Origin of the sequence: Yoonia sediminilitoris, from assembly GCF_003058085.1 — a bacterium.
GTDB classification, from domain to species: domain Bacteria; phylum Pseudomonadota; class Alphaproteobacteria; order Rhodobacterales; family Rhodobacteraceae; genus Yoonia; species Yoonia sediminilitoris.
In genome coordinates, this window is record NZ_QBUD01000002.1 from 118,356 (window position 1) to 137,859 (window position 19,504).

Consider the following 19,504-nt stretch of genomic DNA (forward strand, 5'->3'; position numbering starts at 1 on the left):
CCGACAGGTGACATCTTTTACAAAAACACTTCTGACCCTCGCGGGCTGCACCCTTCTTGCTGCATGTGGCGGCGGTGGCGGCGGCGATGATGGCCCACGGACAGTTTTCACCAACCAACCGCTCGATAGCCGGGTCCCCGGCGAAAGCACGATTGCAGCAGCGGGTGTGGTGCAGGATCCATTTTCTGGACGCGCGGCAAATGTTCAGGTCGTTTTGGGTAGTCTTGATCGCCCCACGCAAGAGCTTGACCTGCGCGAGTTGATCGAGAATGGCGAACAGATCGGCGAAAACGCATGGCGCAGCGGGTCGCAAACCGTGACCCCCGTCGAAGATGGGGCCTTTGCCAGTAGTAACTTTGCATTCCTTGTACCCGTAAATGTGACCACAGACGGCGACGTGGCTGGCACCTACATTGTTGGCGTCGTCTCTCGGACACAGGACCTTCCCAGTAGCGGCAGCGCAACATTTCGCGGCCCCGCATCTGTTTCAACACTCCTAGGCGGTACGGGCGGCGCATCGTATGCGAAGGCCAGCGGTGACGCCACGATCACGGCTTCATTCCGCAATGAGACGGTTGACCTGTTGGTCGAAGACTTCTCGGGTGACACGATGCCGTTCGGCAGCATCGAAATCAGCGACATGCAAATTTCGAATGATTCAAATGCGACCTTTGCCAGCAATGGCGGGTCAAGCTATGATATCGGATCAGGCGATATTGTGGGGGAAAATGCCCGGCTTGACGCGGAAGGTGCCTTTTATGGAGGCGACTCCAATGGCCCGGCAGAGGCAGGTGGCGCATTCCTGATCAAGGGTGACGATGGCGAAGTCTTCGGCGTCTTTGCCGGAAACTAAATCTTCATACTGAACGAAAATACGCAACACATATCCTAACGGAACAATGAAAGAGGACCTGCCCGAATGGCAAAACAACTGATGATCTATGAACGTGCTGTGCCAATCTCGATCGAAGCGCACAAGGACTGGTCAGTCAAATCAGACAACACCTATGGCTTCGCGCGCGATGTGAATTCCGTGCCCGTGCTGGCCGCAGAATTCGCCCCGGCGGCCATGGAATACACGATCATCTTTGCGGGCGACGGCGATGTGGTGTTCCCATCGGTCATCCTTGGCATGAAGGAAGGGCAAAACGCCCACGTCAAGAGTGACAACACATGGGACGGGCGCTATGTCCCCGCCTTCTTCCGCCGCTATCCGTTTGTCTTTGCGGCATCGGACGATCAATCTACCTTTACCCTTTGCATCGACGAAGAATATGAGGGCCTGAACAAGAAAGGTCAGGGCGAACGTCTGTTTGACGCCGACGGCAACCGCACCCAGTATCTGGAAAACGTGTTGGCCTTTTCGACGGAATATCAGGGGCAGTTCACCCGCACGCAGGCTTTTGCCAAGCGTCTGCTGGACCTTGATCTGCTGGAACCCGCGCAAGCGCAGTTCAATCTGGCTGGCGGTGAGCGCACCCAACTGTCAGGTTTCAAAACCATCAACCGCGACAAGCTGCGCAATCTGCCTGCCGAAACGCTGGCTGAAATGGCAAAAACGGACGAGCTTGAGTTGTGCTACCTGCACCTGCAATCGCTCAACAACCTGACGCCAATGACGCAGCGCCTTGCCGCACGGTCCGAAAGCGACGCTGCTTAAGCGCGGCCAGTATCAAACGCAATGGGCCGCCTGAGCGATCAGGCGGCCCTTTTCTTTGGTACGATGCGACCTGTCAAAAGTGGTAGGAAATGCCCACACGAATTGATGTCGTATCAGGCGCATAGCCCACGGTACAAAGGTCCGTTTCACCTTCTGAACAAGCCGGATCACCGGCAGCGTTCACAACAGGCGCCTGCACGCTTTCGAATGCATAATGCTGCACATCAAACCGGGCAGTTACATCCTCGCGGAATGCCCATTCCATCCCGAACCCGACAGTCAGCCCCAAAAGATCATCCGTCGAACTGGCGCAGTTTGACGTGTCACATGCGTCGTTGGCACTTCCCGTATCAACTTCGTAGGTTTCGAAATTCGTCGTGCCCTGTGCAACCCCGATGGTCATGAAGGACAGCGCATTGCCATTCACGATACCCGCACGACCGCGCAAGCTCAGGATGCTTTCAAGGTCATGTTCATATTGCGTGCCTGTTGTCTCTGCCTCGTTGGACGAGAAGAATTCATCGATGGCAATCGAAGAGGTATAGTCCAGCTCTGCACCAACCAGCAGGTTGTTCTCAAGCATGTAATTATAACCGCCCGTGACGCCCCCTTGGTAGTCCAGCACGGAAATCTGGGGGGAGTTACTGTTGAACTGGTTGTTCAGATCCGAGATCGTGTTGCTGAACGTCGTTCCATCCAAGTGCACACCCGCATAGAACCCCTCCCAGTCTTGCGTGAAGTCCTGGGCTTGCACCAGGGACGCTGTGCCGATGCACGCCGCAGCCGAGGCCGCAAGAACTCTGCCGGTATGAAACATTCTGTCACTCCTTATGGGTATTTACCCATTTGGATAGCATGATTGATTCGCCGCACAAAACGCTTTGAAATCATCAATCACGAAACATGGCAGGGAAAGCACAATTCTTATCCTGCTGAAACTCAGCATTAATCACTCTGGCGCAGGATTATCAAAGAAGTTGCGCAGGATTTGCAAAGGACAATTCGGCCAAACAGGACTCTCCGGCTTCAAGCAGTTCGTCGCGCTCGTAGAATAATTGTGCCTAGTCGAAGCTTACGCCCCGCTTCAAAACAGAGTCTGCGACACTACTGTCAGCCCTGCTCAGGCGATAGCAGTTGGGTTTCTATCCGTCGGTAGCCATATCCGATATGGGTGCGCTGGATAAACCCGATAGCAGCCACGTCGCCTAGGTCCAGCGCGGTGGTGATATCCTCAAGCTCGGCAACCAGCGCCTGCGCCACATCCGGGCCCAACTGCTTGGCGACCTTGTACCACGTGCTGGCCGCTTGATAGTAGGTTTGCCACCAGAAGGATTGCAGCGCGTTGTTGCCGATCAGGCTGGCGATCAGACCATGGAGCTGGTGGTTGACCTCCACATACCGGCGCGCATCGAAATCGCCCCACAGCGTCTGGGCATCGGCCAACAAGCGCGCGCCCGCATCGCGGTCCGCCTGCGTGACTGTGCGCGGTGACAAGATGCCGATCAGCGAAGCCAGCTCCAGACGCATTTCATAGACATGGCGGATCTGCGCGGCAGAGAGCGACACAACCACTGTGCCCACGCCGTTTCGAGTCTCGACCAGGCCCAGATGGCTGATCCGGCTGATCGCATCGCGCACAGGGGTACGGCTCACGCCGAATTCGGCGGCTAACTCGGCTTCTTTCAACTGGTCGCCGGCTCGATAGTCCAGAAAACAGATGCGCTGCAAGATCTCTTGCTGGATTGTGTCCACCAAGCTTTTGGGCTCGGGGCTGTCGTCTTGCCGGGGAGTGATCATATGCTTTTCCATCAATGGTGCATACATCATTGGAAAAATACAGGCAATCTGCGGCGCAATAATCGCAATTGACATAATAGCTGTATGCAGCTTAGCAAATTGCGACTGCCCACGTTTCTGAGCCAAGGGGACCATCATGCTGGAAGAAGCGAAAAGCCGCACCAATGCCTTGCGAGCCCGCATGCGGGATGAAGGCATTCGCCGCGCCGTTTTCACGGACGAAAGCTCCATCGCCTATCTGGCGGGGTTCTGGGGTTATCTGGGCATCGAATTTGGCCGCCCGTCCATGCTCGTCGTCAATGCCGATGACGCGCCCATCGTGATCACCCCCTTGATGGAATCCGAAATGGTTGGCGCAATGACATGGGTCGAAGACGTGCGCGTTTGGGAGGATGCGGGCCAAAACACATGGGGCCGCGCGCTGGCGGGTGCCTTGGGCGACAAACCGTCAGATATCTGGGTTGAACGCGCAACCATCCCCGCAATCGTGCGCAACCATCTGGACGAGACCTATCCAGATGTGCCGATCAAGGACATCTCTCCCATTCTGGGTGCGATGCGGATGATCAAGTCTCCGTTCGAGATTCAGGTGATGAAGGAAGCGGGCCAGATTGCCGGGGCGATGATGGCCGCCGCCCATGCAAGCCTACGGGACGGCGCACAGGAATACGAAAGCGCCCTGGCGGTCATTGACGCCGGCACGCGTAAGGCGGCCAGCTTTCTGACCGACAAAGGCTGGGAACGGTTCGTCTCGCCGATGATCCACAACCTGCAAATCCTGCAAAGCGGCAAGGACACTTCCATGGTGCATCGCCGGGCATCAGTGAAGGCGTATGAACGGTTCGACCCAGTCTATTTCTGCTTTTGCAACATGGCGCAGTTCAAGCAATACAAGCTGGGCTTTGACCGGATGTTCCACGTTGGCGCGGTGTCGGATGACGCCGCCCGTGTGCAGCAAGCGGCGATTGACGCGCAGCAAGCCGCCATCTCCGCGATCCGCCCCGGTATCGAGGCGCAAGACGTGGCCGCCGCCGCAAACGAGGTCTATGCGTCGCGCGGGTATGAAACCGGCTACCGCACCGGGCGGTCGATCGGTGTCGCCTATCTTGAGGCGCCAGAGCTCAAGGCCGACGACACAACCATCCTGCAACCGGGCATGACCTTTGCAGTGGATGGCGGCATCTCCATCGACGGGGTGACGGCCGGGCGCATCGGTGACTCGGTTGTGGTGACGGAAACGGGGTTTGACTACATCACCGACTATCCCCGCACACTGCTGGTCACGGACAACTAAGCATGGTCCGCGCTTTTTGCCTTGCTGTCGGGCAATCCCCTGCGGATCTGCCCACGCCGCAGGCCCGACAGGATTGGCTGTCCGGCACGCTGCCAGCCGTCGCGGCTCAGGGGGCGGACCTTCTTTTGCTACCGGAACTGTTCGCCTGTGGCTACAACATCGGCGCGGACGTAGCCGACCGGGCAGAGCCCGCAGATGGCCCGACCGCGCAGGCCATCGCGGCGCTTGCCAAGGCGCATGGCGTTGCCATCCACTATGGCTATGCCGAAGCAGACGGAGAGGCCCTTTACAACGCAGCGCAGTGCTTTGGCCCGGATGGAAGCCGCTTGGGCAGGCATCGCAAACTGGCCATCCCGCCGGGTTTTGAGCGCGATCACTTCACCGCCGGTCAAGGGTGCACCCTGTTCACCTATCGCGACGTGCGGATCGCCACTCTGATCTGCTATGATGCAGAGTTCCCCGAAACCGCGCGCCATGTGGCATCGCAGGGTGCAGAGCTGATTCTCGTACCGACGGCCCTTGGCGCGCAGTGGGGTTGGGTAGCACAACGTATGATCCCCACCCGCGCCTATGAAAACGGGGTCTACCTTGCCTATGCTAACAGCGCCGGGGCCGAGAACGGCATGGAATTTCTGGGCCAAAGCGTCATAGCATCACCAGACGGTCAGGAAACGACCCGTGCCGGAACAAAACCCCAGCAGTTATATGCGAGGTTACAATTGGAAAAAGTGTCTGCCGCGCAGAAGCGCCTTCCTTACCTGAGGGACTGCAACGCGCTTGGACCGAACCTTCGCTGAATTGCGCGTAATGGCAGCTTCGTCCTACAGACCGTGAGTTCGATCATTTCCAGACTTTGCATACGCGGCGAATGTTGGCAATGCGGGCTGCGACCGCAGTACTTGAAGACCGCGGTCAAGGTCGGCTCTGGGCCGTTCACGTTGGTCAAAACGAGCTCAGCGTCGTGCCAATTCGGCCTGAGTTGTTGGAAACACTATTCCTTTCCCCGATAATCGACGGCTGTAATTTCCCCGTTGCGGATGACATTGGTTTCCATGCCGGGGATGATGTCGGTGTTCTGTGCGGCGCACACGATCCAGCCGGTGGTCGAGCGTTCTGCCACGAACATCATGATGGCAAGGCGATCTTCCAACGCTTCGCCAGCCTTGTCGAGTTGTCCGCTCAGTTTCCAGCGGGTGTGAACAATGGCGACATCCTCGCTGATCTGGCGGAGTTTGATGCGCCGCGCAGAGATCGTACTGTTACGAAAAAACGTCGTAAGCCTATAATGATGGGCTCGTTCGATATTGGCGCGGTTGTGCCACCAAAGGCCCACCACATTCACGAAATCCGCATCGTTTGAAAAGAGACCCGCAAGCGCGTGGGCATCCTTGCGGTTCCAGGCGTCTTGGAAAAGTCGGGGGATATCATCTGGAGTTTCAGCCATAGGCATGGAGTACCACCGGGGTCAAAATGTCTTCCTTGCGAAAAAGTCTCTCGTTTGTAGCACCGATCTATCAGATGTTATTCGGGTTGAACACTTGGGGCACCCTTCATAGGTCATCGCCCTGGCACCAATTGTAGTGCTGGGGTATTTCAATCCAACATCAAAAAAGGCCCAGAACTCCCACGAAAGAACATCATGGTACATGATGACCTTCCCAAGTTCCCGACATGATCCGGGGATATGGCCGAAAAGATCCAGCAGGATTTCACCCAGGTGGCGGTGGCAAAGGGTTTGTTGCCGACCGAAGCCCATCGGATGCCTGACATCGTGTCGTTGACAGCACCAAGTGATGCATCAAAGCCGCTTCGGTTCTGGCAATTGTACTCTGGGCTTGGTCAAGATCCCATCGTGGGGATCATCGGCAAAGGCGCGGGCCTTGTCACATTCGATGAAACTCCTTGCCTGCGTCAGCCCTGAAAGCCGCCGGTCGATCAGCTTGGTAATGGCCTCAGGGCCGGATTTTCGGCCAACGCCGCCTTGACCTGTCGCCGGAACCCCGCATTTCGCTCAGCCTCATCCAGCACCAGCTATGCGAGCTTTTCGGGGCCGAGATCATTCAACTTGTCAATGGATAAGGCAGGTTTGAGGGCCATGAGCAGGTCTCAGTTTTAGATTGTTGTCCCAATATGTGTCTCGGTCAGATCGGGGGTGCAAGTATTGGGTGCTTGATCGACCAACTGTTGCGGCACCATCAGAGGTGGGTGAACGGCAGGGCAGGGCAGGGCAGATTGTGTCGGTCTCAGGCTGCGTGGTTTACCGCCACTTATCATTGTCACGCTTCCCCCAAAGGACGTCATGACCAATCAAAAATCATTCAAAGCGCATTGACCTGTGTCAAATTCAAAGCGCCCGGAACACAATAGGGTTCAAGCTCGGTCTATTTTTCATCTGGGATCCAGAAACAATATGGCGCGCATGAAATACGTATGGAAAATTATATTGGAAAGCGCATCGGACGAAGTTGAGAACCGTCAAGTATATGCGCTTGCTGGAAGTATGGGGGAAGCTCTGGAGTTGGCCGGTGAGCCAAATGCACGGGCTATCCCTCAGGTTGGCACAAATTGGCCAGGCGCCGAAGGCGAAAAGCTATACTGGCACTATAGTGGATAAATGCCGAGGCGCGGACAGATGACTCTTCATTTGCATTGAGCGTATTTTTTAAGCTTCCAGTGCCGCAAACGCGCGTGACTTACGCATCTCCATCAAAAATAGCTGCATTGCAGCATTTCCCATTACCGCAGCGCAGCAATTCCTTTTACCGTCACATACATATCTTTGTGTCAGACTTTCTCCTCCCAGAGTCGCTGACATACATTCGCAACACGCTTTCATCTCCTCCCGAGAGCACGTTGCAAACTGAAAAAGTTCGCTGCACCTCCTCCCTCGGCGAACCATTCGAATTAGCGGTGTCCTCACCTCCCGAGGCCACCGCTTTTTTCTCGGCCCTAGAATAATTCTGCGACTTACCAGATGCGATAAGGACGCACGATCGTCCAGTCTTGCCTCGGAGCAAGACTGATATCTCGCCGATTAAAATGCTGCGCTCTGCACAAAATGCGGCAAGGCGGTGCACGGTGTGGATGTCATAATCGAACACATCCCGATCGACCGGCCTTGCGTTCTTCACACCTATGACGAACTGGATATATGGCGTGTCCGCCAGCCGGCCCTTGTCGGCCATGTCCTTGGCTTTGAGGATATGGCTCAGGTCGAAGGCTTCGATTTCCGGTTTGACGTCGTAGGCCAGCATCTCGCTTGTCAGCCAGTCAACTAGATCCTGTGGGTTTTCATAGACGCGGCTCGGGACGTTGTTCGATCCAACCGACAACGAGGCCATGTCTGGTCGCAGCGGCAGCATCTCGCCGCGCGTTTGACCTGCGCCTGACCGTCCACCGGTCGAAAACTGGATGATCATTCCCGGGCAGTGCTTTTCGAGTCCCTCCTTGAGGGCGGCGAACTTCTCCGGGTCAAGCGTCACGCCGATGCCGGGACTGCGCGGAATTTCCATGCAGAAGTAACTGTAGGCGATCGGGTTTGCGAGAATGTCCTCGGTCAGCAGTAGCGGGCCGAAGAACTCTGTCCCCCATTGCAGCGTTTCCACCGTTGCAAAAAGCTGGAGCGCGGCTGCCGTACGCGGCCCATGCGGTGCAAACGACGAATTCCTGCTCACCGCCACCGCCCGGAATCTCAGGAAATTGGCGAAGATCTTTCCTGCACCGCAGAAACCGCGAAAGACCTGATAGGGAGGGCGCTTACACTCTATTTGCAGGGTCACTGTCTGCGCCAGTAACACGTTGTTTTTCAACGGGATAAGAGGATAGGAGACCCTCGCTGCGTTTGCAAAGGGAAACTGCGGGAGCGGACCTGCGGCGCTCGACTCATCTCAGTATTGCCAGCCTGATCAGAGAGCAAAAGCCCCTATGCATTAACCTTGGACCACCTACCCTGTTATCACTGTTTTCGCTATTTCCTTGGCTTGGTCGCGCAAGATGAATTTCTGGATCTTGCCAGTGGACGTCCGCGGAATTGACATGAAGACGAATTGTCCTGGAACTTTGTAGGGCGCAAGTTGCCCCTTGCACCACAAGTTTAGCGCCGCGGCGTCAACAGTTTCGCCAGCGGCCAGCTCGACAAAAGCACAGGGGGTTTCGCCCCACTTGTCATGTGGCATGGCAACGACGGCGGCAATCTCAACCGCGGGGTGGCGGTAAAGCGCTTCCTCTACTTCAATCGACGAGATATTCTCGCCCCCCGAGATGATGATATCTTTAGAGCGGTCTTTTAGCTGGATATAGCCATCCGGGTACCGCACACCCAGGTCACCTGAATGAAACCAGCCACCCGCAAAGGCCTCTTGCGTGGCTTTTGGATTGCGGAAATAGCCCTTCATCACAACGTTGCCGCGAAACATGACCTCGCCCATGGTTTTGCCGTCGCGCGGGACCGGCATCATGGTGTCAGGGTCCAGTACATCAAGGCCCTCAAGCGGCAGATAGCGCACACCCTGGCGTGATTTGAGCGCAGCCTGTTCCGCGGGTGGCAGGTCGGACCAGTCCTGATGCCAGTCGTTCACGACGGCCGGGCCATAGGTTTCGGTCAGCCCATATAGATGCGTCACATCAAATCCCGCAAGTTTCATATCAGCCAACAACTTTTCTGGCGGAGGCGCTGCGGCGGTGAAGAACTGCACCGTATGGTCGAGTTTGCGCTTCTCGGACTCGGGTGCAGATATCATCAGCGACATGACGATGGGTGCGCCGCACAGGTGTGTCACGCCTTCTTCTGCGAGTGCGGTCCAGATCGGCTCTGCGCGCACTTGGCGCAGGCACACGTGGGTGCCGATGATGGCCGACAGGGTCCACGGAAAGCACCACCCGTTGCAGTGAAACATTGGCAGTGTCCACAGATATACCGCGTGTTTCGCCATCGACGTGGTCAGCGCGTTGCCTTGTGCCAAAAGATAGGCCCCGCGGTGATGCGAGACCACACCCTTCGGATCACCGGTTGTGCCGGATGTATAGTTGATAGAAATCGCGTCCCATTCATCTAGTGGCATGAGCCAATCAAACGCGGGATCACCCGAGGACAAGAAGGCCTCGTATTCCTCGGCATCTGTCTCTGTTGCGGGTCCAGAGAGCGCATCATCGTTGTATTGGATGACCATGGGTGACACAGTCGCCAAGGCCAGCGCGTCTTGGATCAATGGCATGAATTCACGGTCCACGATTACGACCTTGGACATTGCATGGTCCAGCTGGAACGCAATCACTGACGCATCGAGGCGGGTGTTGACGGAATGTAGAACACCGCCGCTCATGGGCACGCCATAATGGCATTCAAGCATCGCAGGCGTGTTGGCCAGCACGGCAGAAACTGTGTCACCCCGCCCAATATCATGCTGCGCCAAGGCGGACGCAAGCTGGCGTGACCTTTCGTAAAATTCCGCGTAGTTGCGGCGCAACGCGCCATGCACGATCGCCGTGTGATCCGGAAAAACGGATGCGGCGCGTTCAAGAAATGTCAGCGGCGTAAGCGGCTGGTGGTTTGCAGGGTTGCGATCCAGATCGGTATTGTAGGGGTTTGTGCTCATCGCTCAGGCGTCCTGCCATTCGGGCGCACGCTTTTCGATGAACGCACCGATACCTTCGCGCGCGTCTTGTGCCAGCATATTGTCGACCATCACACCAGAAGCGTATTCATAGGCCTCGGGCAGGGTCATTTCGCGCTGCGCATAATAGGCGCGTTTACCGGTGGCGAGCGTCATGCTGGACTTCGACGCTATTTTGCAGGCCATCTCAATCACTGTGTCTTGCAACGCCTCGGGTGCCACAGCACGGTTCACCAGCCCAATTTCAGCGGCGCGGACCGCCGACGTCATATCGCCGGTCAACAACATCTCCATCGCGTGTTTGTCTGCGACATTGCGCGACAAGGCGACCATGGGTGTGGAACAGAACAGCCCGATATGTACGCCCGGCGTGCTGAATTTTGCGGTGTCTGCTGCAATTGCCAGATCGCAGCTTGCGACCAGTTGGCAGCCTGCGGCGGTAGCCACACCCGTCACTTCGGCAATGACAGGTTTTGGGCAGTTTACGATACCTTGCATGACGCTTGCACACAGGAACATGACATGCGCAAAATAGGTTTTACCACCATCACCGCCCGCACGGCCGGCCGTCATTTCCTTGAGGTCATGGCCAGCACAAAACGCAGGTCCGTTGGCAGCAAGCACGATCACGCGGACCGCTGGATCTGATCCGGCTTCTTCAAAGGCCACGCGTAATGTGGCCAGCATCGCTTCGGACAAGGCATTCCGCCGCGCCACATCGTTCAAAGTCAGGCGTAGAATGCCCCGGGCGTCCAGTTCCCGGAGGAGAATATCTGGTGTGGTCACGATGGGCGTCCTCTTTCGGCTCTAAAGAATGTTGATTTCGACACTGTCGGCCAAGGTATTGGCGATGAAGCAGTAGCGGTGCGCGCGGCCGTGCATCTGCGCGAGCTCTTCGATGCCGACCGAGAAGCCTGTATCAAAACGCACCACAGGATGCAGATCGATCCGCGTGACAGACATCTGGCCCTTGGGGTTCTTGCCCAAATGTGCCTCTGAATAGTCATGATAGCTTGCCACGGGCCAGCCCGCTTTGGCCGCCAGCGCCAGAAAGGTCATCATGTGGCAACTGGAGAGCGCCGAGGCGAGGGCCTGTTCGGGGTTTGTGCTGTCCGGATTTCCGCCCCAATCGGGGGCGGAGTCCACAACAAGGTCATAGCGGCTGTTGTATTGCACCGTATGCTCGTTCGAGTAGGCACCGGTTTGCAATACGGGTGAGGCGCGGTGCCAGTGCAACGCGATCGCAAGGTCTGACATCAAGGTGGCCTTTCCAGTGAGGCGTTACGCGGCTGCGATCTGTTTTTTGGGGTCGTAGAACGGTCGCTCGCAGATCGTTGCGGTGCTAGGGCCGGACTTGGTAACGACCTCGACCTGTGCGCCGATATTGGCGTGTTCTGCTGACACTATGGCCAACGCGATGTTCCGCTTGAGGCGTGGGGAATAAACGGCAGATGTGACCTTGCCGATGGTGTCGCCACCCAAATTGATTTCCCAGAACGTCGTATTGGGAGCAGTGAGCGGCTCACCATCGATGATCAGGCCAATCTGCTTGCGGCTGATACCCGCATCCTTGATGCGGCGCAGGGCGGCCTTGCCGATGAAATCCGCTTCCATGTCGAGATTGACCAGCCGATCAAAGCCCAGTTCGAACGGGTTGGTGCTCATGTCTGCATCGGCGTGATAAGACAGCATCCCACCTTCGATACGACGGATGGACGAGGTGTGCCCGGGCTTAAGGCCGAATTCCAGACCAGCTGCCATAATGGTTTCCCACAACAGGTCACCCTTTGATCCGTCGCGCAGGTAGATTTCATAGCCCAATTCACTGGACCAACCTGTGCGGGAGACGATCAGCGGAATGCCATCCAGCTCAACTTCGCGCAGCCAGTAATAGCGCAGGTCCATGATTTCGTCGCCAAACAGCGCCTTCATGATCTCGCCAGACATCGGGCCCTGCAATTGCAGTGGTGACACGTCAGGCTCGCCAATCGTCACGTCAAGGCCTGAGTTGATAGCAACCCCCTGCGCCCATAGCAGGATGTCGCTATCAGCCAGTGAAATCCAGAAATGGTTTTCCGCAAGGCGGAGCAGGATCGGATCGTTCAGAATACCGCCATCTGCGTTGGTAATCAGGATGTATTTGCACTGGCCTACGGCCATCTTGGATAGATCACGGCAGGTCAGCATCTGCGTGAATTTGGCGGCATCCGGGCCGGTGATTTCAACCTGACGCTCAACCCCCACATCACAAAGGATCGCTTCGTTCACAAGGTTCCAGAAGTTCTGCTCGGGGTCGCCGAAATCACGTGGGATATACATGTGATTGTAGACGGAAAACCCTTGAGCGCCCCAACGCACTGTGGCGTCAAAATAAGGCGACTTACGGATCTGTGTGCCGAAACCAAAATCATCTGCTTGCATTGAAACGTCCTCCCGTTTGTTTGTGATCCTCACGACCACAAGCTGTTGCATTCTGCCCGAGATGTAATCTGAGAAGGACGACGAAAGCGGACTGAAGATTCCGCATTTGCGGACCAACTGGGCCGTTATGTTAACTTAAAGAGGACCGTTTTGGCTGGACTCGCTATTTCGCGCGCGCGCCTGCCAGCTTTGCTATGTTGGGCAAAGCTGATTTCACTTGTCGGGTCGCGAAGTGAGTCATGTAGCGGTCGATACCGAGATCTTCGGCATGGAGGTCTTCCACGAAGTCCTGAAACGCAGTCAGGCTGGGGCTAATGACTTTCATGATGTAGTCGACCCCGCCGCCCGTGGCGATGCAATCAATGATCTCGTCCCGGCCGCTGATGTAAGCCTCAAAGCGGTCGAAGTCGGCTTTACGATGACGACCGAGGGATACTGTCACAATCACTTGGGCGAAATCAGCCAGTTGACCTAATGCGATATCAGCGTGATAGCCACGAACATATCCGGCAGCCTTCAATCGGGTCAGCCGCGCCCAGCAGGGTGTCGCAGAAAGGCTACAAACCTCTGCCAGCCTGGTTTTGCTCAACTGGCCATGCTGTTGCAATGCACTCAGAATGCGAATGTCTGCAGCGTCAAGGGCTAGTCGTTTCATGCAATTGTCCTTACGTTCTCAATAGCAGGCGGGATGCGTCCCTCTCGGAATTTTAGCCTGGATATTAAAGATCAGAAGCCTGCTTTGCGACAAATACCTACGCTTTGACGCCCAACTTGCCTGCTCTCTTTGGGATTCAAACCATTTTAGAGACCCAGCTCAGGTGAAAGCCCATGGTCTGTGATGACTGAAAACGGTTCATCTTGTTGAAGATGAAGTCGATCGCCAGATAGACGAAATAGACGTTAATGAAGATTCAGAACAAATCGGCGCAGGCTTTAATGTGCTTGATCGCTTTGTTGGGCAGAAACTTGAACTGGAAGGTGACGCGGTTATATGCGCACATCTTGGCTGCATGGCTGACGCCAAAGAACACAAACCAGACAAAAATTTGCATCGACAATTCCTCGACCCACGAAAACCAAAAACCGAACCATGTGCGCACGGCGACCTGCAGAAACAGCAGGCAGACGAAAGCCGCGAGAAGATTGCGACAGATATCGCTTTCGATATGGTCAACGATACACCAGAATTTAGTCATAGTGCCCTCTCGATCAGTTTTGGTCAGCGCCCCAAGGCGCTGACCCTTCGCTTGTCACAAGTTATTCGGAGACGGGCTCGCTGCCGATTTCAGCAAGCACAGCATTCAGCTTTTCAACGCCACCGATGCTATCGTAAAAGTCTGGCCAAACGGCTTCGGTCGCCAACTGGATGAACTCTTTCTCATTGTTCTCGGGGTCCATGATTTCCATGCCTTCGGCGATCAGGATTTCCTTGATCTCGGCTTCCTTGTCGCGCAGGAACTGTGCAGAAGCCTGTGTAGCCCGTTGACCGGCTTCAAGCACGATGGCCTGATCTTTCTCTGGCAAGCCTTGGAAAACCTGCTCGGAAACGATCAGTGGTTCGATGGAAAAGATGTAACGCAGGTTGGTGGTGTAGGGATTGTCCTGACCATCCAGATCAGCCACCGACGTCACTGGCTTCTTGGAATTGGTGAGACGACGGAAACCTGTATAGGTCCATGCGATAATGCGCACACCGAAGTCGTTGACTGTGTTTTCTGTCAGCTCTTGGCCAATCGGGCCTTGGGTCAGCTTTTCAGCATCTTCGAGGCTCAGGATCACATATGGTAGCGATAACACGCCAACAGTTGTCGAAAATGGTGTGACGTTGTTGATGGCAAGGATCGACATGTCCACCGTGCCGATGGCTGCTTCGTTCACTGTGTCCTGCTCTGACCCAAACTTGCCGTTCAAGAACAGTGTTCCAGAGTGTTCGCCGCCGCTATCACCGACAGCGATCTTGAAATTGTCGGCGGTTACTGCGCCAACGCTCATGATGGTCGCAGAAAGCGCGATTGTCGCACCGGCCCTGAAACCAGCCTTCGCGGTCGCCCCTCGTGAACAAGGACGCCGCTGCCGGGCCAATCGTAGCCCCGATCGAAAACCCGAGGATCAAACCGCCGCTGGTTTCCACCATCTGCGCGTTGGGCAACCCATCGTTGGCATGTGAAATGCACAAGGCATAAATCGGGATCATCAGTGCCCCGTGCAGCGCAGCCAACATCAATGTGGGTAATCCTGGCGGGGCCATGTGAAACCAGATGGCGAGCCCCGATATCACCGTCCCGCATGATACGGTGCCGATGACGAGACAGCGGTCGATCTTGTCCGACAACCACCCCAACGGCCATTGCGACAGCATGCCACAAAATACAAAAGCCGCCATCAACAGCGCGATTTCACTGGTTATCATATCGCGTCCTTGTGCGAAGACTGGCCCCGGCGCCCAAAACGCACCTTCGGCCATACCTGATGCAAAGCAACCCACAATCCCCATTGGCAAGATCGGATACAGTCTGCGTAGGTCCAAAGGCGCCGCAGGTGTCGGTGTCAGGCTAATCGGCACAATGGCCAGACAGATCAGGACCGCAACGACAAGGAACAGCGTTGGTCCAGCGGTGTCCGACAAAACCGCCAGCAGTGAAGCCACCGAAATAGGCGGTGCCCATGATGCCGATCATCGCGGCAGTATAGCCTTCCTGCCCTGCACGAATAGGCAACAAGGTCTGAAATAAGCCATTGCCCGCAAACAAAAGGCCCGCGCAAAGCAGGATCGTCACAATCGCCAGCAAAGATGATTAATGATCTGGCTGCCTCATGCACATGGGTCTTTCAGTCATCGTCAACTGCGCTGATAAATCACCGGAAACCAGTCTTCGCGCAATACCTGCCCCGGTGTCATGTCATGGCCGGGAAACGGCGGTGAGGTTGGGCCAGGACGTTCGACATAGCGTGCATCATCACCCACAAGGCGCAACGAAAAAGCACGACGGCGCGTGTCGGTCGTGTTGCCACGCGCGCCGTGCAGCGTGCCATAGTTGAAGGCCACCGCGTCACCCGGCTCCATCTCCCATTCGCGAATTTCCATGCCTTCGGCGTCGGGGTCCGGTACGGGCATGTAGTCATCCTCGTTCGGATAGAAGCTGGTTTCCGCAAGCCACCGCGTTGGTAGCACGGGCTTTTCCCATGCGTGACTGCCCGCGACGCAACGCAGACTGGCGCCTGTTACCGTATCCATCGGGGACCAGAAGCTGACGTTCTGCATGCCATCCACGAAATAGTAGGGGCCGTCCTGATGCCATGGGGTCGGCTTGGATGTGCCGGGTTCCTTGACCAATATATGATCGTGGAACACCTGCACGCGGTTCGATTGCATGAGGTCCGCAGCGACTGCGCCTGCGTCTGAATGGTGGATCACATCTTCAAATTCGGGAATACGGGTCCAGTTACAATAATCGTCGAAAAACCGCCCGCCCTCGCCCTCTTTGAGGTTCTCTGCCGCATATGGGCCGGGTTCATTCATATTACGCTCGATGCCTGCGCGTAACTTTTCGACATGATCGGCGAACAGCCCTTTGATCAGGACGACGCCTTCGCGCTGAAAGGTGTCAACATGGTCTTGCGTGATAAGTGGGTGCATTGAATGATCCTCCCTATTGCAATCAGGCATACGCAACGGAATATTTAATTTCTAATAATATTTAGTCATACTATTAATAGTCACATGCTATATCTTACCCTGCGCCAATATGAGTACATCGTCGGCGTTGCCGATGCGGGCAGCCTGACCAAGGCGGCGGCACTTATGAACATCTCGCAACCGTCGCTTTCGGTTGCGATCACCCGTGTAGAGGACCACCTCAAACGTGCCATTTTCGTCCGTGGCAAAGGGGCCGCGATTGAGATCACGCCTTATGGGCATCGCCTGATTGCCAAGGCGCGCGATTTGTTGGCGCTCGGAGCCGAGATCGAACAGGACAGCGACACTTCGCATACGTGGGTGCTGGGCTGTTTTTCCGACATCGCCCCGTGGTATCTGGCCCCGGCCCTAAAACAACTGGGCGACCGTTTCCCGATGCTGTCATTTGCTGGTCGCGAAGGGCGTTTCGCTGATCTGGCAGGCTATCTGGCCGAAGGACAGATGGATTTTGCGATATCCTATGACGTGGGGTTCGCGGGACATTTCAAGCGGCGGAAGCTGGCAGATATTGCGCCGGTGGCATTTGTTGCGACGGATCATCCGCTGGCACAAAAAGTCGCACTGGACCTCTCTGATCTGAATAACGAAACGCTAATCCTGTTCACCGAAAACCTGTCAGAAGAGTTCATGCGCGATCTGTTTGCACGGGTACAGCTGACGCCTGTGATCGGGCAAAAGGTCGCCTCACTGGAGATGATGCGGTCGCTTGCGGCAAACGGTGCAGGTGTGGGCATCAGCTATTCCTGCCCTCCCGGCGATCTCAGCTATGACGGCAAGCGCCTTGTGACGGTACCGATTGCCACGCCCGAGGCCAAAACCGAAATCGCCCTGATCTGGTCAAGCCTGCGGGCCGAGAGCCCTGATTTCAACGCCATTCTGAATACGCTTTCGCCTAAAGCGACGTCCGCAACTGATAGCCGGGGGTGAACAGCAGCCGCACTTTGGTGACTGAGGCGTCTTTGTCCCATGTCAGCCTATCGATAGCGAAAACAGCACTTTGCGGGGCAACGCCAAGGATGTCAGCGTCATCCTCCGCCACTTGCACTGCTGAAAACGCGATTTCACCGTGGGTATAGGGGGCATATTTGAGCAACCATTCATTGGCGCTGATCGTGGCGAAATCCTCATCGTGCGCCTGCGGGACAACGCCGATGTTGATCCAGCGATCCTCGACTGCGTAAGGTGCATCATCGGCTAGATGCAATGCGCGGACATGCAGAAGCGCGTCGCTGGCAGGCGTTTGCATCGCACCGCAAACCCGTGCAGGCGGCACGGTTAGCTCGCGCGTCAACAACTGATAGCCGTACTTGCTGCCGCGCCCTTCAACCTCGTGGCGGATCACGGCAATATCCAACGTGGCCTTGGCTACGGGTTGCGCCGCGACACGCGTACCCGCCTTGCGACGACGGTCCAGCAGGCCACTCTCTGCCAACGATCGCAACGCGCGGTTCACTGTGGACCGGGCACAGCCGAATTCCTCGGCCAGATCGGCCTCATTGGGGATCAACTCGCCGGGTTTCCATTCGCGAGCATGAATACGGCGCAAAACCTCGTCCTGTACGCTTTTCCAGTTTCGAAACGAAGGTGCGTTCATAAAGCGTCTTTCAAGGCGTCGATCGTCTGCTTGTAAGCCGCGACAATGCCGTCGCGAGCGATGTGTTTGCCGTCCCTTACCATATGGCGGCCCGCTGACCAAACGTCGCGTACCAGCCTGTCATCACCTGCAAATATCCAAGCATCCAGAGTGGCATCGCCCGCCCTGCCCCAAAGGTGTTCCGACGTCGTATCAAGCGTCAGAATGTCAGCCCAGGCACCCACTGCGATCCGCCCCGCATCGCGCCCTGCCGCCTTGGCTCCGCCCGCCAGCATGTCGTCGAACAGACGCCTGCCCGTCGATTTCCCGGGTGTGGCCAAGGCAGCCCGCGTCCCGTCGCGCAGGCGTTGTGAATAATCAAGCGTGCGCAACTCCTCAGCCAATGAAATGCGAATGTTGCTGTCTGATCCGATCGCAATGGCTCCGTCGTGGTCCAGCCACCGGACAGCGTCAAAAATGCCGTCACCCAGACTGCTTTCCGTGATCGGGCACAGTCCCGCGATGGCACCGGACTGTGCAAGAGCAATGGTTTCGTCAGGTGTCATCTGCGTGCAATGGATCAGACACCATCGGGCATCGAGTTGCATATTATCAAGCGCCCAAGTCACCGGACGCGCGCCCCAATGCTGCAAGACCTCATCTACTTCAGCCCGTTGTTCGGCCAAATGCATATGAATGGGGCCGTGCGGAAATGCGGCCGCATAATCCCTCAGATCACTTGGGCCAACGGCGCGCAACGAATGGGGTGCCACGCCAATCGCTGCGTCAGCGCCTGCCGCCTTGATGGCCAAGGCAGCACCGTCATGCAGACGCAGGAAATCCTCCATTCCATTGCCAAACCGGATCTGCCCGGCAGTCAATCCGCGTCCATCGCATCCGCCATACTGGTAATGCACCGGCAACAGACAAAGCCCAATGCCAGACTGCGCTGTTGCGGCAAGAATGCGTTGTGATGTCTCTGCAATATCATCGTAATGCGCGCCACCCGGCTGGTGATGCAGATAATGAAATTCGACCGAAGCCCCGTAACCCGCCTCCAGCATTTCCATTTGCACAAAGGCGGTGATCGTTTCGATGTGCGCGGGCGTCAACCGGTCCAGGAAGCGGAACATCAATTGCCGCCATGTCCAGAAACTGTCGCGCGGATCAGGGCCACGCTGTTCGGTGAGCCCTGCCATTGCGCGTTGAAAGGCGTGGCTGTGCGCATTGACCGGGGCGGGAAGTGCCATTGGCACAGGCTGGCCCGTTGCTGTCGCATCGGTTTCAACCGCGCTGATCCGCCCGGCACTATCAATGTCAACGCGCACATTCTCTGCCCAACCTGTCGGCAGCAATGCTGTTTTGGCCCAGATCGTTTGCATCATTCACTCCGCTTGACAGATTATTATGTATGCACATAAATATATTATGCACGATAATTTGCAAGTGA

General features: G+C 56.3%; 21 protein-coding genes. 6 read left to right on the top strand and 15 right to left on the bottom strand.

The window, feature by feature from the left end; genetic code table 11:
* Positions 1-7 precede the first annotated feature (7 nt).
* Together C8N45_RS05500 and C8N45_RS05505 are read left to right on the top strand one after the other, a co-directional pair.
* Positions 8-853 carry a HupA family protein gene (locus C8N45_RS05500; protein ID WP_108385250.1) on the top strand — a complete coding sequence of 282 codons (846 nt, stop codon included), beginning with the start codon at positions 8-10 and terminating at the stop codon, positions 851-853.
* 66 nt (positions 854-919) lie between these two features.
* On the top strand, positions 920-1,660 hold the full coding sequence (locus C8N45_RS05505; protein ID WP_108385251.1) for a SapC family protein: 741 nt from the start codon (positions 920-922) through the stop codon (positions 1,658-1,660).
* Positions 1,661-1,733: 73 nt separating this feature from the next.
* Here C8N45_RS05505 and C8N45_RS05510 read toward each other — a convergent pair whose 3' ends face one another.
* Together C8N45_RS05510 and C8N45_RS05515 are read right to left on the bottom strand one after the other, a co-directional pair.
* Complete coding sequence (locus C8N45_RS05510) at positions 1,734-2,477, bottom strand: outer membrane protein (RefSeq protein WP_108385252.1); 744 nt, start codon at positions 2,475-2,477, stop codon at positions 1,734-1,736.
* Positions 2,478-2,770: 293 nt separating this feature from the next.
* Entirely contained in the window at positions 2,771-3,457 is a 687-nt protein-coding gene (locus C8N45_RS05515; RefSeq protein ID WP_245882564.1) for a GntR family transcriptional regulator, read from the bottom strand.
* Between the two features lie 136 nt (positions 3,458-3,593).
* Between C8N45_RS05515 and C8N45_RS05520 the strand changes: the two genes are divergently transcribed.
* Both C8N45_RS05520 and C8N45_RS05525 read left to right on the top strand, forming a co-directional pair.
* Positions 3,594-4,751, top strand: coding sequence for a M24 family metallopeptidase (locus C8N45_RS05520; protein WP_108385253.1), 1,158 nt, complete (start codon positions 3,594-3,596; stop codon positions 4,749-4,751).
* Positions 4,752-4,753: 2 nt separating this feature from the next.
* On the top strand, positions 4,754-5,548 hold the full coding sequence (locus tag C8N45_RS05525) for a carbon-nitrogen hydrolase family protein (protein WP_108385254.1): 795 nt from the start codon (positions 4,754-4,756) through the stop codon (positions 5,546-5,548).
* A 194-nt stretch (positions 5,549-5,742) separates the two neighbouring features.
* On the opposite strand, the gene C8N45_RS05530 is transcribed toward C8N45_RS05525, so the two are convergent.
* Positions 5,743-6,195 (bottom strand): SgcJ/EcaC family oxidoreductase, encoded by a 453-nt coding sequence (locus C8N45_RS05530; RefSeq protein ID WP_168769409.1) that lies wholly within the window; start codon positions 6,193-6,195, stop codon positions 5,743-5,745.
* Between the two features lie 240 nt (positions 6,196-6,435).
* Here C8N45_RS05530 and C8N45_RS05535 point away from each other — a divergent pair, with 240 nt between their 5' ends.
* Complete coding sequence (locus tag C8N45_RS05535) at positions 6,436-6,672, top strand: hypothetical protein (protein WP_108385256.1); 237 nt, start codon at positions 6,436-6,438, stop codon at positions 6,670-6,672.
* Positions 6,673-7,516: 844 nt separating this feature from the next.
* Here the strand turns inward: C8N45_RS05535 and C8N45_RS23410 are convergent.
* The 10 genes from C8N45_RS23410 to C8N45_RS05595 form a co-directional block, all read right to left on the bottom strand.
* On the bottom strand, positions 7,517-8,431 hold the full coding sequence (locus C8N45_RS23410) for a 3-keto-5-aminohexanoate cleavage protein (RefSeq protein WP_309498583.1): 915 nt from the start codon (positions 8,429-8,431) through the stop codon (positions 7,517-7,519).
* Between the two features lie 264 nt (positions 8,432-8,695).
* On the bottom strand, positions 8,696-10,345 hold the full coding sequence (locus C8N45_RS05550; protein ID WP_108385258.1) for an acyl-CoA synthetase: 1,650 nt from the start codon (positions 10,343-10,345) through the stop codon (positions 8,696-8,698).
* 3 nt (positions 10,346-10,348) lie between these two features.
* The gene (locus C8N45_RS05555; RefSeq protein ID WP_108385259.1) at positions 10,349-11,149 is read right to left on the bottom strand and encodes an enoyl-CoA hydratase; all 801 of its coding nucleotides are present in this window, start codon (positions 11,147-11,149) and stop codon (positions 10,349-10,351) included.
* A 21-nt stretch (positions 11,150-11,170) separates the two neighbouring features.
* Positions 11,171-11,620: an OsmC family protein gene (locus C8N45_RS05560; RefSeq protein ID WP_108385260.1), complete on the bottom strand. Its 450-nt coding sequence runs from the start codon at positions 11,618-11,620 to the stop codon at positions 11,171-11,173.
* A 24-nt stretch (positions 11,621-11,644) separates the two neighbouring features.
* On the bottom strand, positions 11,645-12,784 hold the full coding sequence (locus tag C8N45_RS05565) for a glycine cleavage T C-terminal barrel domain-containing protein (protein ID WP_108385736.1): 1,140 nt from the start codon (positions 12,782-12,784) through the stop codon (positions 11,645-11,647).
* Positions 12,785-12,947: 163 nt separating this feature from the next.
* A complete protein-coding gene (locus C8N45_RS05570) occupies positions 12,948-13,439 on the bottom strand; it encodes an Lrp/AsnC family transcriptional regulator (RefSeq protein ID WP_108385261.1) in 492 nt (163 codons plus the stop codon).
* 256 nt (positions 13,440-13,695) lie between these two features.
* Entirely contained in the window at positions 13,696-13,980 is a 285-nt protein-coding gene (locus C8N45_RS05575; protein ID WP_245882566.1) for a TRAP transporter small permease, read from the bottom strand.
* Positions 13,981-14,041: 61 nt separating this feature from the next.
* A complete protein-coding gene (locus tag C8N45_RS05580) occupies positions 14,042-14,776 on the bottom strand; it encodes a TRAP transporter substrate-binding protein (RefSeq protein ID WP_108385262.1) in 735 nt (244 codons plus the stop codon).
* Positions 14,727-15,431, bottom strand: a complete 705-nt coding sequence (locus tag C8N45_RS05585; RefSeq protein ID WP_133175945.1) for an MFS transporter — start codon at positions 15,429-15,431, stop codon at positions 14,727-14,729. Before C8N45_RS05585 ends, C8N45_RS05580 begins: the two co-directional genes overlap by 50 nt.
* A gap of 192 nt (positions 15,432-15,623) precedes the next feature.
* Complete coding sequence (locus C8N45_RS05595; protein WP_108385265.1) at positions 15,624-16,421, bottom strand: phytanoyl-CoA dioxygenase family protein; 798 nt, start codon at positions 16,419-16,421, stop codon at positions 15,624-15,626.
* Positions 16,422-16,505: 84 nt separating this feature from the next.
* Between C8N45_RS05595 and C8N45_RS05600 the strand changes: the two genes are divergently transcribed.
* On the top strand, positions 16,506-17,408 hold the full coding sequence (locus C8N45_RS05600) for a LysR family transcriptional regulator (RefSeq protein ID WP_108385266.1): 903 nt from the start codon (positions 16,506-16,508) through the stop codon (positions 17,406-17,408).
* Here the strand turns inward: C8N45_RS05600 and hutC are convergent.
* Both hutC and C8N45_RS05610 read right to left on the bottom strand, forming a co-directional pair.
* Positions 17,374-18,075: a histidine utilization transcriptional repressor HutC gene (gene hutC, locus C8N45_RS05605; protein ID WP_108385267.1), complete on the bottom strand. Its 702-nt coding sequence runs from the start codon at positions 18,073-18,075 to the stop codon at positions 17,374-17,376. The two genes, C8N45_RS05600 and hutC, sit on opposite strands and share 35 nt — an antisense overlap.
* The gene (locus tag C8N45_RS05610; RefSeq protein WP_108385737.1) at positions 18,072-19,436 is read right to left on the bottom strand and encodes a formimidoylglutamate deiminase; all 1,365 of its coding nucleotides are present in this window, start codon (positions 19,434-19,436) and stop codon (positions 18,072-18,074) included. Before C8N45_RS05610 ends, hutC begins: the two co-directional genes overlap by 4 nt.
* Between the last annotated feature and the right edge of the window lie 68 nt (positions 19,437-19,504).